General features: G+C 66.7%; 17 protein-coding genes and 4 pseudogenes. 15 read left to right on the top strand and 6 right to left on the bottom strand.

Going from position 1 to position 21751, the window contains the following annotated elements; genetic code table 11:
- Window positions 1-14: 14 nt before the first annotated feature.
- Window positions 15-1202 (bottom strand): acetyl-CoA C-acyltransferase, encoded by a 1188-nt coding sequence (locus tag PIB19_RS06640; protein WP_271240164.1) that lies wholly within the window; start codon window positions 1200-1202, stop codon window positions 15-17.
- An 86-nt stretch (window positions 1203-1288) separates the two neighbouring features.
- On the opposite strand from PIB19_RS06640, the gene PIB19_RS06635 reads away from it, so the two are divergent.
- The 4 genes and pseudogenes from PIB19_RS06635 to PIB19_RS06625 all read left to right on the top strand — a co-directional run bounded on the left by PIB19_RS06635 (window position 1289) and on the right by PIB19_RS06625 (window position 3753).
- Window positions 1289-1549 (top strand): hypothetical protein, encoded by a 261-nt coding sequence (locus PIB19_RS06635; protein ID WP_271240163.1) that lies wholly within the window; start codon window positions 1289-1291, stop codon window positions 1547-1549.
- Window positions 1539-1799 carry a prepilin peptidase gene (locus PIB19_RS22910; RefSeq protein ID WP_336297279.1) on the top strand — a complete coding sequence of 87 codons (261 nt, stop codon included), beginning with the start codon at window positions 1539-1541 and terminating at the stop codon, window positions 1797-1799. Before PIB19_RS06635 ends, PIB19_RS22910 begins: the two co-directional genes overlap by 11 nt.
- Window positions 1800-2090: 291 nt before the next feature.
- A complete protein-coding gene (locus PIB19_RS22905; protein WP_336297278.1) occupies window positions 2091-2345 on the top strand; it encodes a hypothetical protein in 255 nt (84 codons plus the stop codon).
- A pseudogene (locus PIB19_RS06625) lies at window positions 2345-3753 on the top strand (coniferyl aldehyde dehydrogenase). The gene PIB19_RS22905 and the pseudogene PIB19_RS06625 overlap by 1 nt, the downstream one beginning before the upstream one ends.
- A 606-nt stretch (window positions 3754-4359) precedes the next feature.
- Here PIB19_RS06625 and PIB19_RS06620 read toward each other — a convergent pair.
- Genes PIB19_RS06620 through PIB19_RS06610 form a run of 3 tightly spaced genes read right to left on the bottom strand, consistent with a single transcriptional unit; the run spans window position 4360 to window position 6994 of the window.
- Entirely contained in the window at window positions 4360-4860 is a 501-nt protein-coding gene (locus PIB19_RS06620) for a DUF2939 domain-containing protein (protein WP_271240162.1), read from the bottom strand.
- Complete coding sequence (locus PIB19_RS06615; RefSeq protein ID WP_271240161.1) at window positions 4857-5618, bottom strand: tetratricopeptide repeat protein; 762 nt, start codon at window positions 5616-5618, stop codon at window positions 4857-4859. The genes PIB19_RS06620 and PIB19_RS06615 overlap by 4 nt, the downstream gene beginning before the upstream one ends.
- A complete protein-coding gene (locus PIB19_RS06610) occupies window positions 5618-6994 on the bottom strand; it encodes an AmpG family muropeptide MFS transporter (protein ID WP_271240160.1) in 1377 nt (458 codons plus the stop codon). Before PIB19_RS06610 ends, PIB19_RS06615 begins: the two co-directional genes overlap by 1 nt.
- A gap of 327 nt (window positions 6995-7321) precedes the next feature.
- On the opposite strand from PIB19_RS06610, the gene PIB19_RS06605 reads away from it, so the two are divergent.
- The gene (locus PIB19_RS06605; RefSeq protein ID WP_271240159.1) at window positions 7322-8458 is read left to right on the top strand and encodes an aromatic ring-hydroxylating oxygenase subunit alpha; all 1137 of its coding nucleotides are present in this window, start codon (window positions 7322-7324) and stop codon (window positions 8456-8458) included.
- 17 nt (window positions 8459-8475) lie between these two features.
- Here the strand turns inward: PIB19_RS06605 and PIB19_RS06600 are convergent, their stop codons facing one another.
- Entirely contained in the window at window positions 8476-8907 is a 432-nt protein-coding gene (locus PIB19_RS06600) for a response regulator (RefSeq protein WP_271240158.1), read from the bottom strand.
- 209 nt (window positions 8908-9116) lie between these two features.
- On the opposite strand from PIB19_RS06600, the pseudogene PIB19_RS06595 reads away from it, so the two are divergent.
- From PIB19_RS06595 to PIB19_RS06580, 4 genes and pseudogenes are all read left to right on the top strand, one after another.
- Window positions 9117-9665: pseudogene (locus PIB19_RS06595) on the top strand (pseudouridine synthase); the annotation flags it as partial.
- A gap of 835 nt (window positions 9666-10500) precedes the next feature.
- Window positions 10501-11040 (top strand): 16S rRNA (guanine(966)-N(2))-methyltransferase RsmD, encoded by a 540-nt coding sequence (gene rsmD, locus PIB19_RS06590; protein ID WP_271240157.1) that lies wholly within the window; start codon window positions 10501-10503, stop codon window positions 11038-11040.
- A gap of 58 nt (window positions 11041-11098) precedes the next feature.
- Complete coding sequence (locus PIB19_RS06585; protein WP_271240156.1) at window positions 11099-11392, top strand: hypothetical protein; 294 nt, start codon at window positions 11099-11101, stop codon at window positions 11390-11392.
- Window positions 11367-11771, top strand: a complete 405-nt coding sequence (locus tag PIB19_RS06580) for a hypothetical protein (protein ID WP_271240155.1) — start codon at window positions 11367-11369, stop codon at window positions 11769-11771. Before PIB19_RS06585 ends, PIB19_RS06580 begins: the two co-directional genes overlap by 26 nt.
- Window positions 11772-11780: 9 nt before the next feature.
- Here the strand turns inward: PIB19_RS06580 and PIB19_RS06575 are convergent, their stop codons facing one another.
- On the bottom strand, window positions 11781-12359 hold the full coding sequence (locus PIB19_RS06575) for a hypothetical protein (RefSeq protein ID WP_271240154.1): 579 nt from the start codon (window positions 12357-12359) through the stop codon (window positions 11781-11783).
- A gap of 257 nt (window positions 12360-12616) precedes the next feature.
- Between PIB19_RS06575 and PIB19_RS06570 the strand changes: the two genes are divergently transcribed.
- The 6 genes and pseudogenes from PIB19_RS06570 to PIB19_RS23535 all read left to right on the top strand — a co-directional run bounded on the left by PIB19_RS06570 (window position 12617) and on the right by PIB19_RS23535 (window position 21699).
- Window positions 12617-13072 (top strand): MarR family winged helix-turn-helix transcriptional regulator, encoded by a 456-nt coding sequence (locus PIB19_RS06570; protein ID WP_271240153.1) that lies wholly within the window; start codon window positions 12617-12619, stop codon window positions 13070-13072.
- A 66-nt stretch (window positions 13073-13138) separates the two neighbouring features.
- Window positions 13139-15215 (top strand): annotated as a pseudogene (locus PIB19_RS06565) (malate synthase G).
- Window positions 15216-15393: 178 nt separating this feature from the next.
- A complete protein-coding gene (locus PIB19_RS06560; RefSeq protein ID WP_443018737.1) occupies window positions 15394-17463 on the top strand; it encodes an autotransporter assembly complex protein TamA in 2070 nt (689 codons plus the stop codon).
- Between the two features lie 123 nt (window positions 17464-17586).
- The gene (locus tag PIB19_RS22900; protein ID WP_336297277.1) at window positions 17587-20310 is read left to right on the top strand and encodes a hypothetical protein; all 2724 of its coding nucleotides are present in this window, start codon (window positions 17587-17589) and stop codon (window positions 20308-20310) included.
- Window positions 20241-20912, top strand: coding sequence for a translocation/assembly module TamB domain-containing protein (locus tag PIB19_RS22895; protein WP_336297276.1), 672 nt, complete (start codon window positions 20241-20243; stop codon window positions 20910-20912). Before PIB19_RS22900 ends, PIB19_RS22895 begins: the two co-directional genes overlap by 70 nt.
- A gap of 23 nt (window positions 20913-20935) precedes the next feature.
- Window positions 20936-21699: pseudogene (locus PIB19_RS23535) on the top strand (translocation/assembly module TamB domain-containing protein).
- The last annotated feature ends 52 nt before the right edge of the window (window positions 21700-21751 follow it).

The raw sequence follows: 21751 nt of genomic DNA, 5'->3' as shown, positions 1-21751 counted from the left end.
AGCAGGATTCGCCCTTAATCGAGCAACTCCACGGCCATCGCAGTAGCCTCGCCGCCGCCGATGCAGAGCGAGGCGAGGCCGCGCTTTTGGCCGTTCGTCTCGAGGGCTGAGAGCAATGTGGCGAGGACGCGTGCACCGCTGGCGCCGATCGGGTGGCCGAGCGCGCAGGCGCCGCCATGGACGTTGAGCACGTCGTGGCCGATGCCGAGATCGTGCATCGCGATCATCGCGACGCAGGCGAACGCCTCGTTCACTTCGAACAGGTCGACATCGCCGATCTGCCATCCCGCTTTCTCCAGTGCCTTGCGCATCGCGAACACGGGCGCAGTGGTGAAGCGGGCAGGGGCATGCGCGTGCGCGGCGTGGGCGACGACACGGGCCACGGGGTTCAGCCCGAGCCGGTCGGCGACGCTCATCCGAGTCATCACCAGCGCCGCCGCGCCGTCCGAGATCGACGAAGCATTGGCGGCGGTGATCGTGCCGTCCTTCGAGAAAGCGGGCTTGAGCGTCGGGATCTTGGCGAGATCGCCCTTCGCCGGCTGCTCGTCGAACGTGATCGTGGTGACGCCCTTGCGGCCCTTGACTTCGACGGGGACGATCTCGCGATCGAACGCACCCGATTGCTGCGCCTTCTGCGCGCGCTGGAGCGAGGCGATCGCAAACGCGTCCTGCGCCTGACGGGTGAATTGATATTCCTGCGCAGTCTCCTCGGCGAAGCTGCCCATCAGGCGGCCGGGCTCATAGGCGTCCTCGAGTCCGTCGAGATACATATGGTCCTTGAGCACGTCGTGCCCGATCCGCGCGCCCGCGCGGTGGCGCAGCGAGAGATAGGGCGAATTGGTCATGCTCTCCATGCCGCCGGCGACGAGCAGGTCGACCGATCCCGCGGCGAGCGCATCGGCGGCCATGATCGCGGCCTGCATCCCCGATCCACACATCTTGTTGATCGTGGTCGCCTCGATGTGATGCGGAAGGCCGGCATTCAACGCCGCTTGGCGCGCGGGGGCCTGGCCGAGGCCGGCCGGGAGCACGCAGCCCATGTAGATCCGCTCGATCGCATCGCCCTTCAGCCCCGCGCGCTCGACTGCCGCGCCCACCGCGGTGGCGCCGAGATCGATCGCGCTGGCGTCGGTCAGGCAACCCTGGAAGCTGCCCATCGGCGTGCGGGCATAGGAGGCGATGACGATATCGTCGGCGGACATTGTTTTCCTCTCGTTTGTTGGGGGCGATTTAGTCATCCCCGGGGCAGTTTGCAAAAGCCGTGCCCGCGCGCCAAGGAAGCTCCCACATGACGCTCGTCGACATCCTCAAATGGGCAGCTTCGATCAGCGGCATCATCGCCTGTTTCATGGTGTCGCTCGATCTCGGCCGGCGTGTGACCGGCTGGGGCTTTGCGCTGTTCGTCGCTTCCAGCATCTGCTGGATCAGCGGCGCCTTTCTCTCCGACGACGAGCCGCTCTGGACGCAGAACCTCGTATTGTTCTGCATCAACCTGTTCGGCGTCTATCGCTATCTGATCCGCAAGCGGCCGCCGCGCGATGACGACTGACCTCTGGCTGTGGCCGGTGCTGCTCGGCGTGCTGGGGCTCGTCTTCGGCAGCTTCATCGCGACAGTGGCGATCCGCTGGCCGAAAGGCCGGTCCGCGCTGCAGGGGCGGTCGGAATGCGACGCGTGCGGGAAAGGGCTCGGCGCGCGTGAGCTGGTGCCGGTGGCGAGTTTCGTGCTCCAGCGCGGACGGTGCCGGGGTGCGGCGCGTCTGTCCATCCGAGCCATCTGGTTACCGAACTCGCCGGCATGATGATCGGCATCGTCGCCGGCATTCTCGTCCCCGGGATCGGCGGAGTCGTCGGGGCGATATTCGGCTGGATGCTTCTGGCGCTGGCGGCTCTCGACCTCGCTGCATTCTGGCTGCCCAATTTGCTCACCGGTGCGCTGGCGGCAGCAGGGCTGGCGGCGGGACTCTTCGGCATTTGGCCACCGATCGACGCGAGGCTGATCGGCGGGATCGGGGATTCGCGACGCTGGCCGCGATCGCGGCGGGCTATCGGCTGGTGCGTGGCCGGCAGGGGCTGGGCGGGGAGACCCCAAATTGTTCGGGGCAATCGGCTGCTGGCTCGGCTGGCAGGCGCTGCCGCTGGTGCTGCTTGCCGCGGCGCTGATCGGGCTGGCGGCGGTGCTGGGGTTGCGGATGGGCGGGCGGAAGATCGCTGCTACCGATCGGCTGCCGTTCGGCGTGATGCTCGCAGCGGCGGCCTTCACGGTGTGGATCGGCCAGGCATTGACGCCGGCGCCCACGCCAGCCGACATTGTCGTCATCACGCAAATCCCGCCGGAGACCCGATGATGCGCGACCTGCTCGACCGCCAGCGCGCCGCATTCATGGCCGAACTGCCGGTGTCGCTCGACATTCGCAAGGATCGACTCAAGCGCGCTATCGCGCTGGTGGCCGACAATGCGCCGCGCTTCTGCGACGCGCTCTCGGAGGATTTCCGGCATCGTAGCCGCGAGCAATCGATGATCACCGATATTGCCGCTTCGGTGGCGCCGCTCAAACATGCGCTCAAGCATGTCGGGCGCTGGTCGCGGTCCGAGCGCAAGCCAGCGATGTTCCCGTTGGGATTGCTCGGCGGGCGGGCATGGGTTGAATATCAGCCAAAGGGCGTGGTGGGGATCATCGCACCGTGGAATTTCCCGGTGAACCTCGTGATGAGCCCGCTTGCCGGTGTGTTCGCTGCGGGCAACCGGGCGATGGTCAAGACCAGCGAGTTCACGCCGGTCGTGGCCGCCTTGTTCGAGGAACTGGCGCCGCTTCACTTCGCCCCCGAGGAAATGGCATTCGTGAGCGGCGGGCCGGAGGTCGGCAAGGCCTTCGCCGAACTCCCGTTCGATCATCTGCTGTTCACCGGTGCGACGGGGATCGCGAAGCACATCCTCCACGCCGCCGCGGACAATCTGACGCCGGTGACGCTCGAACTCGGCGGCAAGTCGCCCATCATAGTGGGCCGCTCGGCCGATATCGGCCGGGCCACAGAGCGGGTGGCGATGGGCAAGATGCTCAATGCCGGGCAGATCTGCCTCGCCCCCGATTACATGCTGGTGCCCGAGGAGAAGGAAAGCGAAGTCGTGGACGGGCTGATCCGCGCGGCATCGGCGATGTATCCGAGCCTTTTGGCGAATCCCGATTACACCGCGGTGATCAACGATCGCCACCATGCGCGGCTGAATGATTGGGTCGAAGATGCGCGCCGCAAGGGGCCGAGGTCATCGCGGTGAACCCGGGACAAGAGGATTTCGCCGCCTCCAATTCGCGGAAAATGCCGCTCCACATCATCCGCGGTGCAACCGACGATATGATCGTGATGCAGGAGGAGATTTTCGGGCCGGTCCTGCCGGTGCGGAGCTATCGGCATATCGACGATGCGATCGCCGAAGTGAACCGGCGCGATCGCCCGCTGGCGCTTTATTATTTCGGCGGCGATGGCGAGGAGCGGCGCAGGGTGCTGGATCGCACGATCTCGGGCGGCGTGACGCTCGACGACGTGATCTTCCATGTCGGCCAGGAGGAATTGCCGTTCGGTGGGATCGGGCCCTCGGGGACGGGCGCGTATCACGGCGAAGCGGGCTTCCGTACTTTCAGCCACGCGCGCAGCATCTACAAACAGGCACGGCTCGACGTGGCGAAGCTGGCTGGGATGAAGCCGCCGTATGGGAAGGCGACGCAGGCGACGATAAAGCGGCAGATGAAGGGGTAGGAAGGCGCCGGCTATTGGTGGTTAGCCGCGAAAGGTCACACTAGGGTCACACTGCCTGCATCGTTCTGGCCGGCCGTGTTCCTGCGCAGGCGATCCAGGATGGTGTGGGCCAGGCAGCGCTTTACTCCTGCTTTCGCACGAGCAGGAGGAGGGGCGTTACGATGTCAAAGAGCCAGGGCGGATCGACATTCAGGCGAGCGACGGCTTTCAATCCTCCCCCGCAAGGGGAGGTGGCGCCGAAGGCGTCGGAAGGGAGGTAAGCAGCGCACTCTCCGATCGAGCGCAGTGCTTCCGCCCCTCCGTCACGCTGCGCGTGCCACCTCCCTGGCGGGGAGGATTTTGAATGTCGATCCGTCCTAGATGAGGCTGTCAGACGAAATCCTACATTGCAAGCATGTCTGCAAATGGTGGTTAGCGGTCATTCCGATCCTCCCCGGAACGGGGAGGGGACCAGCCGCAGGCTGGTGGAGGGGACTCTCCACCAGCGAAATCCATTGGGGCACTCCCTCCACCACCGCCTACGGCGGCGGTCCCCCTCCCCGTTCCGGGGAGGATCAAGAACGTCCGCAACTGGGCGCAAGCGGTCGGCGCGAAGGCCGCGCAACGCTAGAGCAAGCGCCCCTCCGGCAGCCGCACCGCGGTCACGCGCCAGGTCAGCCCCTGCAACTCGAAAACCAGCTCGGGGCCGGTCCCGTTCGCCGGTGTCAGTGCGAAGCGGCCCAGCGATTCCCGGTGGACGCGCATCTCGCCCGGCTTCGCGCTGGTCAGCCCCGGCCGTGCCGCCTGCGCCACCGCGGCGCTTGCGAAGAGCGCGCGCATGCCCTCGGGTGTGATGATCGCGTCGACTGCCGGATCGGCGAACCGCTCGGCGATCGCTGCGCCCAGCCGGTCGAGCGGCGAGCCGTCGGCATGCTCCAGCCGCCCGCGCAATTGCGTCTTCACGTCCGCGCGGACCGCCGGATAGTCGATCCGCGCGGAAAGCGCCGTGAGATCGCGTGCGTCGGCGGCCTTCTTCATCTGCAGCAGCGTGAGATAGGGCGAACCCCAGAGCCACGCGCCGGCCGCTACCGCCAGCAACCCGGCCATCACGATCCACCAGCGCTTCATTGTGCGACTCCTTTCGCGCGGAGCCCGGCAAGCGCTTCGCCCGCCCAGCGATACATGCCCGCATCGGCCGCGCGCTGATGCCGGCTGAGGCGGCGCATTCGCCCTTCGACTTCCTCGAGCACCACCAATGCCTTGCGCTCCCAGCCCTGCTCGATCAGCAGCGCAGCATAACGACAACGCGCCTCTTCGCCCGGCATGCGCATGACCAAATCGGCATAGAGATCGAGCGCTTCCTGCTTGCGGCCGAGATGATCGAGCGTCCGCGCACGCAGCAGTGCCTGCCGATCGCGCTCGCTCTGGCCAAGAGGTGTCGGGATCGCGTCGAGCAATGCCAAGGTCTCGGTCGCCTGACCGGTTTCGAACAGCGACAAAGCGAGCTTGCCCTGGCTGCGCAGGTCGGGGTCGCCGGGCGTCATCGCGATGCTCTCGCGATAGAGCGGTACCGCCTCGTCATGCCGCCCCAGCGCCGCCAGCGCATCGGCCACGCGGAGCCGGTTGGCTGCGGTATCGGCGAGGCCAAGCGCGTCGCGCGCGGCGCGCAACTCGCGTTCGGGGTCGATCGTCTCGATCGCCTTTGCCCGAGCGGTCCGCACATGGCGGTTGCTGCCCAATCCCGGCAGCACCTCGACGATCAGATAGGCGAGCGCGCTCACCACCGGCAGGAAGATCAACGCAGTGAGCCACAGTGGATTGCGCCCGGTGCGCATCAGATGAACGATGCAGAGCACCTGCAGCCCGATGACGACGAGGAACGGCATCAGGCGGCGGCTTCCGGCTTTGCCTCCGGCGCTGGCTCGGCGCCCGCGCGCGCCTTGCGCACGCTCTCGACCACGAAGCCCTTCCGCCACAGGAACCACAGCAGCACCATGCCGGGCAGCGCCACGACAGTGGTCATGATCCAGAATCCGACCCAGCCGAGCTGCTCGGCGAATATCCCTGCCGGGCTCGACAGCCAGGTCCGCCCGACACCCGCGAGCGACGAGAGCAGAGCGAATTGCGTTGCGGTGTAGGCAAGGCTCGACAGCCCCGACAGATAGGTGACGAAGATCGTGAGGCCGAGCCCGCTGGTCACCTGTTCGGTCGCCACCGCGATCGTCAGCCACAGGTTGGAATGCCCCTGCGATGCGAGGATCGCAAAGGTCAGGTTGCTCACCATCATCAGCACCCCGGAGACGAACAGCGCGCGGCCCATGCCGAGCCAGGCGAGCAACGGCGCCGACAGCGCCGTGCCGACGATCAGCCCCCAAAAGCCGATCACCTTGTTGATCGCGATGAACTCGGTGTCGCTGAAGCCGAGCTCGACGATCATCGGGTTGAGCATCGACTGTCCCATCGCGTCGCCGAGCTTGTAGACCAGAACGAAGAGCAGGATGAGCACGGCGCCGCGCCGCATCAGGAATTCGCGGAACGGCCCGATCAGCGTCGACTGGAGCCATTGCCCGATCGACTGGCGTCCTTCGGCGCTGAGCACGCGGTCGTGCAATCCGCGTCCGGCCCAGAGCGCCGCGAGAAGTCCGGGGAGAACGCAGAAGCCGGTCAGCCCATAGGCTTTGGCCCAGCCCAGCCCGAGGCCCTCGGGTGAGGCCATCGCGATCGTGCCCACGCCCGCAGCGAAGGCTCCGAGGCGGTAGCCGAACTGGTTGTTCGCAGTGCCGTGCGCGAGCTCGTCTTCGGTAAGGATTTCAATGCGATATGCGTCGATGATGATGTCCTGGGTCGCGCCGAGAAACGCCGTCGCGATCGCCCAGAAAGCGAAGACGCCGAGGTGCAGCTCGGGCTGGCTCGCGCCGAGCATCCATACCGATGCGAACAGCAATGCCTGGACGAAGAACAGCCATGCCCGGCGCTGGCCGAACAGTCCGGTAAGGATGGGCAGCTTGAGCCGGTCCACCAAAGGCGCCCACAGGAATTTGAGCGTGTACGGCGTCGTCAGCCCGATCGCGAAGCCGATGGTCTTCTTGTCGATACCGACCTTGGCGAGCCAGAAGGTCATCGTTCCGAGGAGCAGCGCCAGCGGAAATCCGCTCGAGATGCCGAGCAGCAGCGCCGCGATCGGCCGCGGGCGGAAATAGGGCGCCATCGTCGCGACGAATCCGCCGCGTGTGCCTTCCTCCAGAGTCGCCCCGTCCGCCATCCCTTGCTCCCTCTCGCCTTCCGCGCGACACTAGGGTCCGTACTCGGTTCCCACAATGGCCGTGACGGAGCGGATTTTGGCGCACAGGGAGGAGCGAGGAAGGAGCGATGCGGTGTTCATCGTGACTGACGAGCGACGTAGCTGTGCGCCAAAATCCGCCCGCCGCTTCGCGGTCGTCCGGAGACGAACGCTGGACTGCGTCAGCCCGCTTGCACGGGCCACCAGCCCGCACTGCGCGAGCTTCCTTGCCAGCGCCCGTCTCCGGACGATCACGGCCGTTGCGGGAACCGAGCACGGACCCTTGCCGAAAAGTTGCGGAGGGGAAGGATGAACGCGCCGACTCAGGGCCAACTCGCGCTCGCCGCCCAGCTCGCCCGCGGCGGTCGTCGCGACGAGGGCGCGATCGCTTATGTCGATGCCTCCGCTTATACCAGCTTGGCGCGCCATGCGGCCGAGCAGGCGCACATCTTTGCGCGCGTGCCTCTGGTCATAGCTCCCTCCGCGCTGCTGCCCGAAAACAACATGGCGGTGCCGCATGACGGGTTCGGCAAGCCGTTGCTGATCACCCGAGACAAGGCAGGGCAGGCGCATGTCTTCCTCAACGTCTGCCGCCACCGCGGCACGCGCCTTGTCGAAGGATGTGAGGCAGTCCGGTCGCCGCGGCTGGTCTGTCCCTATCACGCCTGGACCTATGCGCTCGACGGCCGCCTCACCGGGCTACCTCGCGCCGATACCTTCCCCGGCCTCGACAAGGCCGAACACGGCCTCCAGCGCCTGCCCACGCACGAGGCGGGCGGGCTGATCTGGTTCGCTTTCGACGAGGGCGCCGATTTCGGCGAGGCCGAGACGCTTGCGCGTGATTTCGAGGCATTCGATCTCGCCGGCCAGCATTTGTTCCGCCACCGCACGCACGACATCCGCGCCAATTGGAAGCTGATCATGGACGCCTTTCTCGAAGGCTATCACATCCAGCGTCTCCACGCCGACACGATCGCCCCGTTCTTCAGGGACGGCGTCTCGACCGCCGACAGCATCGGCCCGCACCAGCGCTCGGCGGTGGGCCGCGAGGCTGCGTTGGCGGCCCTGTCCTCCAGCGACTGGGCGACTTTGCGCTCGGCGATCACCTATACCTATCAGATGTTTCCCGGCACCGTGCTCGTCGTCAGCCCGGATTACATCAACCTGATGGTGCTGATGCCCCAGGCGCCCGATCGGGTGCTGGTCGAGGATTTCATGCTCATCCCCGAGCCGCCCGCCACCGACAAGGCACTCGCCCATTGGGAGAAGAGCTGGCAGCTGCTCGACGGCGGGGTGTTCGCCGCGGAGGATTTCCGCGCCTGCGAGCTGGGCCAGCAGGGGCTGGCCTCGGGCGCGATCGAGCGGCTCACGCTCGGCACGCTCGAACTCGGCATCCGCCAGTTCCACGATGCAGTCGAGGCGAAACTGCGGGCCTATGCGTCCTGAGCGCGCAGAGTCCCGGCTCAGGCGACCCCGGCGAACAGGTTGAAGCTGCTCGGCAGTTTCCGCGGCTTCTTTCCCCTGATCACCGTCTCGACCGCGAGGATCGCCCCCAGCAGGTCGCGCTGCGGATAGGGCTTGGCCAGCCATCCCGCCCCCAGCGCCCGCGCTTCGGCCGGGCAATCGCCCGTCACGAACAGCACCTCGACGCCGCGCGCCTTCGCCGCACGTGCCACGTCGATACCGCTGCCGTCGGCCAGCCGCACGTCCAGCAGCACCAGGTCGATATCGGGGTCGGTCTCGATCCAGACGAGTGCATCCGCGACCGAATCGACCGTCGCGACGATCGTGAACCCCTCGCCATTCAGGAAATGCTCGGTGTCGAACGCCTCCAGCGCCTCATCTTCCACCAGCAATACCCGCTCGATCAGCCGTTTCTTCTTCGCGAACAACATTCACACCGCTTTCATCCGCGGCGCGCCCCCAAACGCCCCCGCAAGCCGCTCCTAACGCGCGAAAACCCTATTCAGCGCCGCAATAATTTTTGCCGAGCGGAGCATAATCGCTATATCGCCGCCGTGCCCCCATCCAAGCCCCCGAAACGCAGCGCATCGCGAAGCTGCTCGCCCGTGCAGGAATCGCGTCGCGCCGCGAGATCGAACGCATGATCGCCGAAGGGCGCATCGCGCTCGATGGCAAGGTGCTCGATACCCCCGCCACGCTGCTGACCTCGCTCCACGGCGTCACCGTCGACGGCAATCCCGTCGCCGAGCCTGCGCCTGCCCGGCTGTTCCGCTATCACAAGCCCGCCGGCCTGCTCACCGCCGAGCGCGACTTCACCGGTCGCCCCACCATCTATGACCGCTTGCCCGAAGGGCTGCCGCGGGTGATGCCGGTCGGGCGGCTCGACTTGAACACCGAAGGCCTGTTGCTGCTGACCACCGACGGCGAGCTCAAGCGTGAGCTGGAGCTTCCCGCCACCGGCGTCGAGCGCAGCTATCGCGCCCGTGCCTATGGCCAGGTGAGCCAGCCCCAGCTCGAGGAGTTGATGCTCGGCGTCGAGATCGAAGGTGTCCGTTACGGCTCGATCAACGCCAATATCGAGCGCCGCACCGGCGCCAATGTCTGGATCGAGATGACCCTGACCGAGGGCAAGAATCGCGAAGTCCGTCGCGTACTCGAGCATCTCGGGCTCGAAGTCAGCCGCCTGATCCGCACGCGCTACGGCCCCTTCTATCTGGGGGATCTCCCGCCGGGAGACGTCGACGAAATCCGCCGCGCCGACCTGATCACTTTCCGCACCGTGCTGTCCAAGCCAAGCGGCGGCAAGGCCGCGTCGAACCTGCAATTCTCGGTGCGCGAGCGCGTGCCCGAGGCGCCGGCGCCCAAGGCGAAATCGGTCGAGGAACCGGATCGCCGCCTGCGCCGCGCGCCGATAAAGCCCACGCCCGTCGCGCCCGCGGGCCCGCGCTTCACGCCGCGCACCACTCCGCCCGCGCGCGCCGCGGATGCGGCGGAGGGGAACGCCGCCCACCGCGCGGCGAAGGTCGCTTCGCCCCCGGCGCCAGGCCGCCCGGCCGGATCGAGCGTGCACCCCGCGAAGACCGCCCCGCGAGCGCGGAGACCCGTTTCAAGCCCGGTGCCCGGCCGCCGGCCCGTGCCGAACGCCCGGCACGTGACGAGAGTCGTGCCCCGGCCAGAGGGGAAGGTCGCTTCACGCCACGGACCACGCCCGCGGCGCGAACCGAGCGCCCCGCACGCGAAGAAAGCCGTGGCCCCGCGCGCGGCGAAGCCCGCTTCACACCTCGCGCCACGCCCGCCCCGCGCACTGATCGTCCTGCGCGTCCCGAGCGTCCGGCGCGCGAGGAGACCCGGACCGTCGGCAAGCCTGCCCGTGCCGCGCGGGCCAAGGCGCATCGCGATCAGCAGGAGCCGCGCGCCGGCGACCTCGCCGAGCGGCCGCGCGGTCCTCGCCGTCCGACCAAGGGCCCGGCAGGCGGTCGCGGCAAGCCCGCTAAGCCCGGGCGGCCGCCGAGGACGCGCAAGTAATGCGGATCATCGCCGGGGAATGGCGCGGCCGCCCCTTGGTCTCGCCCAAGGGGGACACCACGCGCCCGACAGCCGATCGCACCCGCGAGGCACTGTTTTCGATGCTCGTCAGCCGGGTGGGCAGCTTCGAAGGGCTTGCGGTCGCCGATCTGTTCGCCGGATCGGGGGCGCTCGGCCTCGAAGCCCTGTCACGCGGCGCCGCTTCCTGCTTGTTTGTCGAACAGGACAAGGCAGCGCTGGACGTGCTCAAGGCCAATATCGCCAAACTCGGGGCAAAGGGTGCCGAAGTCCGCGCCACTTCCGCGCTGGCGCTGGGCCCTGCCGTGAAGCCGCTCGATTTGATCCTGATGGATCCGCCTTACGGCACCGGCGCAGGCGTGGTCGCGCTCGACAAGCTCGGCCGGCTTGGCTGGGCGTCGCCGGCGACGTGGATCAGCATCGAGACCGCGAAGAACGAGGAAATCGAACTCGCCGGCTTCGAGGTCCACACCAGCCGCGTCCACGGCAAGGCACGGCTCACGCTGCTGCGCGCTATCTGAGGTGGCGATGCCGGCGGCAAAACACAGTGATGACGGATAGGGAGGCTGTGGCGGCTGGATGGTTGTGCTCTCGGCGATTTTGTTCTTCGTCAGCCAGCATTCGTTGCTGTCGCTGCCGCTCTGGATCCTGGCGGGTCTCGCTTTGGGCGGTGCGGTCAGCGCATTGCTTCGGAAGCCCGGATGGATGGGGCTGGGCGTGATCGGCTTCGTGATCGGGATCGCCAACATCTTCCTCGGATCGATGGTCAACGCGATCTTTCTCAATGCCTATGGCACCTATGGCACGGCGGTGATCACGCAGGAGGTGGAAACCAGTTCGCAGCTCAATGATTCTGAATATCTGGGAATATGATGCGGTGGTGCGCACCGCCGACGGGCGGGACGTGAAGACCGGCTTCGACACGATGTCGGCCAGCCTCTACCCGCCACGCAACGCGATCGAAATCCCGCCGAAGGGCGAGCGTTTCGTCGTCAAGTACATTCCGGGTTTCGAGCGCAATATCGCGATCCTGCGCGACGAGTCTCCCTTCGGCAAACGCCTGCTCGTGCAGGAGGCACTCAAGCCCGTCGAACGCGCCGCCGCACAGGTCGAGGCAAGCCCCGACAATGTCGATTTCCGCCGCGAATATCGCGAGGCGATCGAGAAGTTCCTCGCCCGCCACGCCGACAGCGTGCCGCCCGAGCTAATAGCCCGTTATCGCAACGAGTTGAATCGCCTCGGCAACGACTGAGGCCCGCCGTCAGCGCCTGGTGTCGACTGCAATCCAGTTCGTTTCCCAAGTGGTTCCGCCATCAGCTGAAAACGCCTGTTCGAATCGTGCGGAATTCGGCGTGACGTCGGAGATCACGAAGCGGACGAGAATCATGCGTTCGTTGACGGTATCCGTTCCGTAAAAGGTGCCCTTGCCCTTCGCGTCGAAGGCGCCGGTGACCGGAGGCGTGAGAAGGCCGTTGCGGACGCTCGCGAAATTCAGTGTCCACTGGCGCGCCTTTGGATTGTAGAGCCGGAGCGACACGCCCTCGATCCGCCCGGCGGATCCTTCGACCGAAAGCTCGACGACATTAGCCCGGCCGCCCAGCAAGGGACGCACATCGCTGGTACCGCGATATTCGACCCATCGGGTCGATCCGGTCAGCGGTTCCGCCAGATAGCGCAACTGCGTCGTCCAATTGCCGATTTCCCAGTCGAAATCATGGGTGCCGTCGCGCGCTTGCGCCGGCATTTGCGATGCAGCTTGTCCGAAGCTCGGGAGCGGCGTGGTGAGGGACGCGGCACTCAGCGCAAGCGCAATCCCCATGCATGTCGGCCGGATCTTCATGGGCATGCCCTCCCTCGCAAGCTTCGCAACGCCTTCTCGGCATTCCAGCGCGTATCGCGCAAGGGGCGAAAGCCAAAAAAGGCCGCCCCGAGGGACGGCCGTTTAAAGTCTTAGGAGAGGATGCCTGAAAGGCCCGATCCTTCTGCGCCGCAGCGCGTTATGTTGCAAGTGCGAAGTGATACCGGTATCATTGCACAAAATGCAACCGTACAACGTTGTCACTTGCAGCAAACAGCAGATGGCAGCACGGTGAGGCCATGGCGAAGACGCTCAAGCTCGACGAATTCCTGCCCTATCGGCTTTCGATCGCGTCCAACACGGTGTCGGACGCAGTGGCGACGGCGTATCGCACGCTGTTCGGGCTGCGCATCCCTGAATGGCGGCTGGTTGCGGTGCTTGCCGAGGGCGGCGCGATGAGCCAGCAGGCGTTGTGCGGCCGGACGCGGATGGACAAGGTGACGGTGAGCCGGGCGGCGATCGCCCTGGCCGAGCGCGGGCTGATCCAGCGCGGCGCCAATCCCGAGGACCAGCGCTCGCATTTGCTGACGCTGTCGCCGCAGGGCTGGTCGCTCTACGAGCAGGTGGCGCCCAAGGCGCTGGAGTTCGAGCGGCGGATCTTCGCGACGCTATCGGACGAAGAGCGCGAGCAGCTCCGCGCGATGCTCGAGCGGATCGAGGCTGCGGCGATCGCGCTGGACGGCGGGGTTGATTAGCGGCCGCGCGCCGGATACTTCGCCTTTGCCCTCCCCAGGCACAATGACACTGCAGGAGGCGCTTTCATGTCCGCTCATGTCGATCGCACCGGTCTGAAGGTTGCCGAAGTGCTCGCGCGCTTCGTCGAGACGCGCGTGCTGCCGGGGCTGGCGATCGAGGGGATGGGTTCTGGACCGGCGTTGCGGACATCTTTGCGCGCTTTGCACCGGAGAATCGCGCGTTGCTGGCGAAGCGCGATTCGCTGCAGGCGCAAATCGATGTGTGGTGCGAGGCCGATCCGCACCGCGCTGCCGATCCGGCCGCGCAGGAGGTGTTCCTGCGCGAGATCGGCTATCTCGTCCCCGAGCCGGCGCCGTTTGAGATCGGCACGCAGAACGTCGATGACGAGATTGCGCGGATGGCGGGCCCGCAGCTGGTGGTGCCCGCGCTCAACGCCCGCTTCGTGCTCAACGCCGCCAATGCACGCTGGGGCGGCCTGTACGACGCGCTCTACGGCACCGATGCGTTGCCGGGCGCCGCGAAGCCGGGCGGTTATGACGAGGAGCGGGGTGATCAGGTGATCGCTCGCGCCAAGGCGTTCCTTGACGAAGCGGTGCCGCTAGCAATCGACTGGGCCGACGTAGTGACGTCCGAAGAGGTCGAACTCTATCTGTGCGAACCGGAAAAGTTGGTTGGCCGACCCGGCGACAACTTCTTGTTTCGCAACAACGGCCTGCACATCGAAGTGGTGATCGATCGTGACCATCCAATCGGCAAGCACGACCCGGCGGGGATCGCCGACGTTCTGCTCGAATCGGCGCTGAGCACGATCGTCGATCTCGAGGATTCGGTCGCGGCGGTCGATGCCGAGGACAAGGTCGCCGCCTACGCCAATTGGCTCGGGCTGATGCAGGGCGATCTTGAGGAAAGCTTTGACAAGGGCGGCAAGACCATGACCCGACGGCTGAACCCCGATCGCGGCGATCTGCCCGGCCGGTCGCTGCTGTTCGTCCGCAATGTCGGGCATTTGATGACGACCCCCGCGGTGTTGCTTGCCGATGGTCAGGAGGCGCCCGAAGGCATTCTCGACGCGATCGTCACAAGCCTGATCGCACTCTACGATCTGCGTGGGCTGGGACGCTTCCGCAACAGCCGGGCAGGTTCGATCTACATCGTCAAACCCAAGATGCACGGGCCCGAGGAGTGCGGCCTCACCAATCGGCTGTTCGACGCGGTCGAGGATCTGCTCGGTCTCGCGCGCCACACGATCAAGGTCGGGGTGATGGACGAAGAGCGGCGGACCTCGGCCAATCTCGCGGCGTGCATCCACGCAGTGAAGGACCGGATCGCCTTCATCAACACCGGCTTCCTCGATCGCACCGGCGACGAGATCCACACCAGCATGCGCGCCGGGCCGATGGTGCCCAAGGCGGAAATGAAGGCATCGGCGTGGATCAAGGCTTATGAGGATCGCAATGTCCGTATCGGCCTCGCCTGCGGGCTTTCCGGCAAGGCGCAGATCGGGAAGGGAATGTGGGCGGCGCCGGACCGGATGGCCGACATGCTCGCGCAAAGGGCGCCCATCCGCAGGCCGGGGCGAACACTGCCTGGGTGCCGTCGCCCACCGCTGCTACACTGCACGCGCTCCACTATCACCGCACCGACGTGTTCGCCCGCCAGCGCGAAATCGCGGCCGAACCAGTTCCCGGCCTCGCGCCGCTGCTGACGATCCCTGTTGCGGTGGGCCGCAACTGGTCGCCCGAGGAGGTCGCGCGTGAGCTCGACAACAATGCCCAGGGCATTCTCGGCTATGTCGTCCGCTGGATCGATCAGGGCGTCGGCTGTTCCAAGGTTCCCGATATCGACGATGTCGGGCTGATGGAGGATCGCGCGACCCTGCGTATCTCGTCGCAGCATATCGCCAACTGGCTGCTCCACGGTGTGGCCGCCCCCGGCGACGTGGAGGCAGCGTTGCGGCGGATGGCGGCGAAGGTCGATGCCCAGAATGCGGGCGATCCGCTCTACCGGCCGATGGCGGGTCACGAGGACGAGAGTCTTGCCTTCCAAGCCGCGCGCGCATTGATCTTCGACGGTGCGGTGCAGCCCAATGGCTATACCGAACCACTGCTCCATCTCTTCCGCGCCCGTGCAAAGCACGGCTAACCGCTGAATTCGTTGGCGAATCACGCTTGGGGGAGCCAAAGCGCAAATGGGTCGTTACGCTGGCGAGAGGGCCGGGGTTGACGGCTCCCCGAGGAGGCGCGTGCGTAAAGGGGTGAAAGCGGTCTGGATTGCCGCACTGGCGGGGACTGCGTTCCTGCCAGGCGTTGCCTGTGCGCAAATCTCGAATCCTACACCGGGGCAGGGCGCGCCGGTTTCATCGCCCCCGCACGATTCGACCGGGACGACACCGCAGGACGAGACGATCGTCCCCGATGCCGAATTCGAGGCGGCGCTGCCGAAGCTGAGCGACGATATCAACGCCCCACTCGAGCCGATGAAGGATTTCGACAAGCCCGCGCCGGTCCAGCAACCGACGCCCGGGGCAGTCACCGATCAGATCGAGAGTTTCCCGCCGCCGGCCGCCGAGGCGCCGGAATTCGCCCAGCCGCTGACGCCGCTCGCCGAGTTCAAGGTGGAGCCGGTTAAGATCGAAGGGCTGGACGACGAGAAGGTCACCGCGATCCGCTACACGACGGCGGTCGAGGGCCTGGATGCGATCGGGCTCAAGGATCGCTTCCGTGATCTTTCCGCGCTCGAGGACGGCGACGGCAAGGCCGCCAACGCCGCGATGGTCGCGGCGCGCGCGCGTGAGGACGAACTGCTCGCGGTACGGCTGATGCGCTCGCTCGGCTATTATGACGGAACCGCGATCTCGACGATCGAGCAGAACCCGAAGAATTCGGGCAACGTCCGTGCGACGATCACCGCCACTCCGGGCGCGCTCTATCGCCTCAACGACGTCAAGATCGTCAGCGGCCCCACCGTTCCCGCCGGGCTGCTCGACCGCGAGCTCAACCTCAATCCCGGAGATCCGATTCAGGCCGAGCGCGTGCAAGGCGCCGAGGCCAATGTGAGCCTGAGGCTGCCGCAGCAGGGCTATCCCTTCGTCAAGCTCGGCGATCGCGACATCCTGCTCGATGAGGAGACGCATCGCGGCGATTATACGCTGCCCGTCGACCTGGGCCCCCGCGCGGTGTTCGGCGAGATCGTCACCACAGGGCGCCGCCCGGTGTTCGACGTCGATCACATCAACGTCCTGCGGCGCTACAAGCCGGGCAAGATCTACGACAGCCGGCAGGTCGACGATCTGCGCGACGCGCTGATCGCGACCAGCCTGTTCTCGGTGGTGTCGGTCGAGCCGGTGAAGACCGGCAAGCCGGGGCCCGACGGCACCGAAATAGTGAATTTGCTGGTGCGGCAGAATGCGGGCCGTCCGCGCACGCTCGCCGCCGAGATCGGCTACAGCACCGGCCAGGGCTTCCGCGCGGAGGGGACGTGGACTCACCGCAACCTGTTCCCGCCCGAAGGCGCGCTGATCGCCACCGCCGTGATCGGGACGCAGGAACAAGGGGTTTCGGGCACCTTCCGCCGTTCGAACGCGGGCTTGCGCGACCGCACTTTCCAGGTTCAGGCGGGGGTCAGCCATCTCGATTACGCCGCGTTCGAATCCTACACCGGATCGCTCGCGGTCCGCTGGTCGCGCGATTCGACGCCGATCTGGCAGAAACGCTGGACCTATTTCTACGGCGGCGAGATCGTCGGTTCGAACGAAGACCAGTATAATTACAACAAGGGCGCGCGCGATCGCGGAACCTGGCTGATCGCCGCGCTGCCGACCTTTGTCGGCTATGACGCGTCGGACAATCTGCTCAATCCGACGCGCGGTTTCCGGCTCAGGGCCAATGTCAGTCCGGAGACTTCGGTGCGTGGCGCGGCGCGGCCTTATGCGCGGTTGATGGCCGAAGGGACGATCTACCGTCCGGTATCGTCGAGCATCGTCATCGCGGGGCGTGCGCGGATCGGCTCGATCCCTGGCATCGCACGCAACGATCTGCCGCCCTCGCGGCGCTATTATGCCGGCGGCGGCGGATCGGTTCGCGGCTTCGGTTATCAGGAACTGGGTCCGCGCTCGCCCGATGGCCGGCCGGTGGGCGGGCGCAGTCTCAACGAATTCGCGCTCGAGGCGCGCTATCGCTTCGGCAATTACGGGATCGTGCCCTTCATCGATGCTGGACAGGTCTATGAAGGCCTGTATCCGACGCTGCAGGACATGCGCTTCGGCGCCGGCATCGGCGGGCGGATCTACACCAATTTCGGACCGCTCCGTGTCGACGTGGCGACGCCGATCAAGCGCAAGTCGGGCGAATCGCGGATCGCGCTCTACATCTCGATCGGGCAGGCCTTCTGATGGTGACCGATCCGCCCGAAACCCCTGAGACGGACCCGGTAGAGGCGCCGATAGAGCGGGCCGTGGAGCAACGGCCCCTATGGCGGCGAGATCGTCAAATGGGGCGCGGTCGCGCTCGGGGTGATGGTGCTGGCGCTGGGCGTGCTCGTCATCGGGATCAACACCCAGCCGGGCCGCGATTTCGTGGCGAAGCAGATCAATCGGCTGACGCTCGCCTCCGGGCTCAACTTCCGTGTCGGCCGGATCGAGGGATCGCTGTTCGGCGCGATGGTGCTGCGCGACGTGCAGGTCCGCGACACGCGAGGCGTGTTCGCCACCTCGCCCGAGATCGCAGTCGACTGGCGGCCGTTCGCCTACCTGCGCAACCATGTCGACATCCGCAGCCTGACCAGCCCCGAAGTGCGGCTGCTGCGGATGCCCGCGCTCAAGCCTTCGACCGATCCCAAGGCGCCTTTGCTCCCCGATCTCGACATCGACGTGGCGAGGCTCGATGTCGCGCGGATCCAAATCGATCCTGCGGTCAGCGGGCAGCACCATATCGGGCGGTTGCGCGGCAGCGCGCATATCAGCGGCGGTCGCGCCCAGATCGTCGCGGACGCCGCGACCATCGCCGCGCCGGGCGTGGCCGGGGGCGACACACTCGCGCTCAAGCTCGATGCAGTGCCCGAACAGAACAAGCTCGATATCGACATGCGCGTGAACGCCCCGGTAAAGGGCTTCATCACCGGCCTTGCCGGGCTGGACCGGCCATTGACGTTCAACATGGGCGGGCGCGGCAGCTGGCAAAATTGGCGCGGGCAGGCTGCCGGAACGCTCGGTGGGCGGAAGATCGCCGATCTGGCGGTCATTGCGCAGAACGGGCGTTTCCAGCTTCGCGGGCCGACCTGGCCCGGCGTGTACATGCAGGGCCCGGTCGAGCGGCTCGCCTCGCCGCAGCTCGACGTCGCGCTCGATGCGGTCTGGGCAAACCGCACCGCGAACGGAGTGCTCAAGCTGCGGTCGAGCGCCTTGTCGGTCGAGGCGAAGGGGCTGGTCGATCTCGGCCGCAATCGCTTCGGCAATCTCAATGTCGATGCGATGCTGCTCACGCCCGGTGCAATCGCGCCCAATCTGCGCGGCCGATCGGTACGCGCCGCGCTGGCGCTCGACGGGCCGTTCAACCGGCCGGTGGTCGACTACAAGATCACCGCCGCCGCGCTCGGCTTCGGCGAGACTGTGGTCGAGGGGCTTCAGGCCGAGGGCAGAGCGCGCGTCGATGCAGATCGCATCCTCATCCCTGTTCGTGCCCGCGCGGCGCGGGTCTCCGGACTCAACGCGGCGGTCGGTGGTTTGGTGACCAACCTGTCCGTCGCCGGCGATCTCGCCATTTCGGGCAACCAGATCCTGTCGGACAATCTGCGCCTGCGCTCTAGCCGTGTCGATGCGACTGCAATCATTGCCGCGGACATGGGCAAGGGCCGCTACACCGGCGCGATCAAGGGCCGGATCAACGACTATGCGATCAACGGCGTCGGAATCGTCGATCTCAGGACCGACGCCGAACTCTTCGCCGCGCGTGACGGCGGCTGGGGCATTCGCGGGCACGTCGCCGCCGAAACGCGGCGGCTCACCAATTCCGCCGTGCGCGACTTCCTCGGCGGCAATGCCGTCGCCTCGGCGCGCGTCACGCTCGGACCCACCGGCGTGATCGCAGTCGAGGATATCCGCATGCGCGCGCCGCAGTTCCGGATCCTGCGCGGGTCGGGACGCTATGATCCGGCCGGGCCGATCCTGATCAATGCCGATGCGGTGTCCAATGCCTATGGCCCGGTCAGCGCGCGTGTGTCGGGCACGCTCAATGCGCCACAGGTCCTGTTGCGCGCGGCGCGGCCGGGGCTGGGTGTCGGGCTGGTCGATCTCGAGGCGCGGATACGCGGCCGCAGCAATGCCTATGCAGTCACTGCCAGCGGCGGCACGAATTACGGTCCGTTCAACGCCAATGCCCTGGTGCGAAACGGGCGGACGCTCGCCGTCGACATCGAAAGCGCGCGCTTCGCGGGGATGGATATAACCGGCAATGTCGAGCAGACGGCGGCGGGGCCGTTTGCGGGCCAGTTGCGCTTCCAGGGCTCCGGCGTGACTGGCAATGCCCAGCTCGCCGCGCAGGGCAAATACCAGGCGGCACAGATCGAGGCGCGTGCTCTCAACGCAGTGATCCCCGGCAACGCCGAACTCACCATCGGCCGCGCGCTGATCTCCGCCAATGTCGTGCTGACCGAAACGCCGCAGATCATCGCCGATGTGCAGGTCGCCAATCTGCGCAGCGGCCAGTTCGTGCTCAAGACCGGCCGCGCCAAGGTCAATTATCAAGGCGGCAGCGGCACCGCGCAGGCGGTGGCGACGGGGTCCACCGGCGTTCCCTTCCAGATCGCCGCCAATGCCCGGCTCGCGCCGGAGCAGTGGCTGGTGGCGCTGCAGGGGCAGGGAGCGGGATCAAGTTCCACACGGTCAATCCGGCGCGCATTCACATCGCCGGCGACACCTATCGGCTGCTGCCGACGCAGGTGGAATTCGATCGGGGCAGCATGCGGCTGGCCGGCACGTATGGTGAGGGCCTCGCGCTCCAGGCGCGGCTCGACAAATTGGATCTGGCTTTCGTCAACGGGTTCATGCCCGGCGTCGGCCTTGGCGGTACGGCTACCGGAAGCCTCGACTTCGCACAGGCGAATTCGGATGCTTTCCCGAGCGCCGATGCGCGGCTGGAGATCGACGACTTCACGCGCTCCAGCCTCGCCACCGTGTCGACGCCTGTGGATGTCAGCCTCGTCGCAAAGCTGCTTCCCGACGGCGGCGATGCGCGCGCGCTGATCAAGCGCGGGACCACCACGATCGGCCGGGTCGTCGCCACGCTGCGGCCGCTGGGCCCCGGTGCAGGTCCGTGGACCGAGCGACTGATCGGCGCGCCGCTCTCCGGCGGTATCCGCTATAACGGACCGGCGGCGGTGCCTTTCTCGCTGGCCGGACTCAGCAATCAGCACCTGACGGGCTCGATCGGAATCGCCGCGGACTTTTCGGGGCGAGTGCGTGAGCCGCAGCTCACCGGCGTCCTGCGCGGCGAGAACCTCGCTTATGGCAACGAGACCTATGGCACCCAGATCACCAACATGCGGGTTGTCGGCCGCTTCTCCGACGACGAGCTGATCCTCGACGAAGCCAGCGGCAAGGCGGGCGAGGGGACGATCACCGCGCAAGGCCGGATCGGCTTTTCCGCGGCGAACGGCTATCCGATGAGCCTGACCGCGGACCTCAAGAACGCCCAGCTCGCGCGCAGCGACGCTCTCGGGGCGACCGCGACCGGGCAGATCACGATCACCAGGAACGCGCAGGTCGCGAAGATCGAGGGGCGGCTGGCGATTCCCGAAGCGCGTTACGAGATTATCCGCCAGGGGCAGCCGAGATTCCGGAACTGACCGGGATCCGGCGGCGCAGCGAGTTGGTCGCCAACGGTCCGACCGGGCCCGCGGCTCCTGTCCGGTCCGTCAATGTTTTCGATCTCGACCTGCGGCTCGTCGCCGAAAACCGGTTGTTCGTATCGGGCATGGGCCTCGAATCCGAATGGAGCGCGCGCGTGTTCGTGCGCGGCACCACCGCGGCACCCGAGGTGCGCGGCACGATGGAGATCGTCCGCGGAACCTATAGCTTCGCCAGTCGCCGGTTCGACGTTACCCGCGGCAATATCCGCTTCCAGGGTGCGCAGCTCTACAACCCCAGCATCGACGTCGAGGCGAGCACCACGGCCGAAGGCATCACGGCGATCATCGACATATCGGGCACCGCGCAGCAGCCGCGGATCGCCTTCAATTCGTCGCCCAGCCTGCCGCAGGAGGAAGTGCTCTCGCGCCTGTTCTTCGGCACCAACGTGACCAATCTTTCCGCGACCGAGGCGATCCAGCTCGCTGCGGCGGTCAATTCGCTCAGCGGCACGGGCGGGGGCTCAATCCGCTCGGCAAGCTTCGCTCGGCGACGGGGATCGACCGACTGCGCGTCCTCGGCGCCGACGATACCAGCGGACGTGGCACTTCGCTCGCGGCGGGCAAGTACATCACCAGAGACATCTATATCGAGATCATCACCGACGCCCGCGGCTTCACCGCCACCCAGCTCGAGATTGCGCTCACCCGTTCGCTGAGCCTGCTCTCGCAGACCGCCTCGTTCGGCGGATCGAGCGTCAGCCTGCGCTATTCTCGCGATTATTAGGCACCGTCACCCCGGCGAAAGCCGGGGCCCAGAGTTGCTCTGCCCTGTCGGA

It is taken from the genome of Sphingomonas sp. 7/4-4, from assembly GCF_027941955.1.
In the GTDB taxonomy this organism is placed as follows: Bacteria; Pseudomonadota; Alphaproteobacteria; order Sphingomonadales; family Sphingomonadaceae; genus Sphingomonas.
Note: the sequence above shows the minus strand (reverse complement) of the source record. Positions and strands in the feature narration are given on the sequence as shown.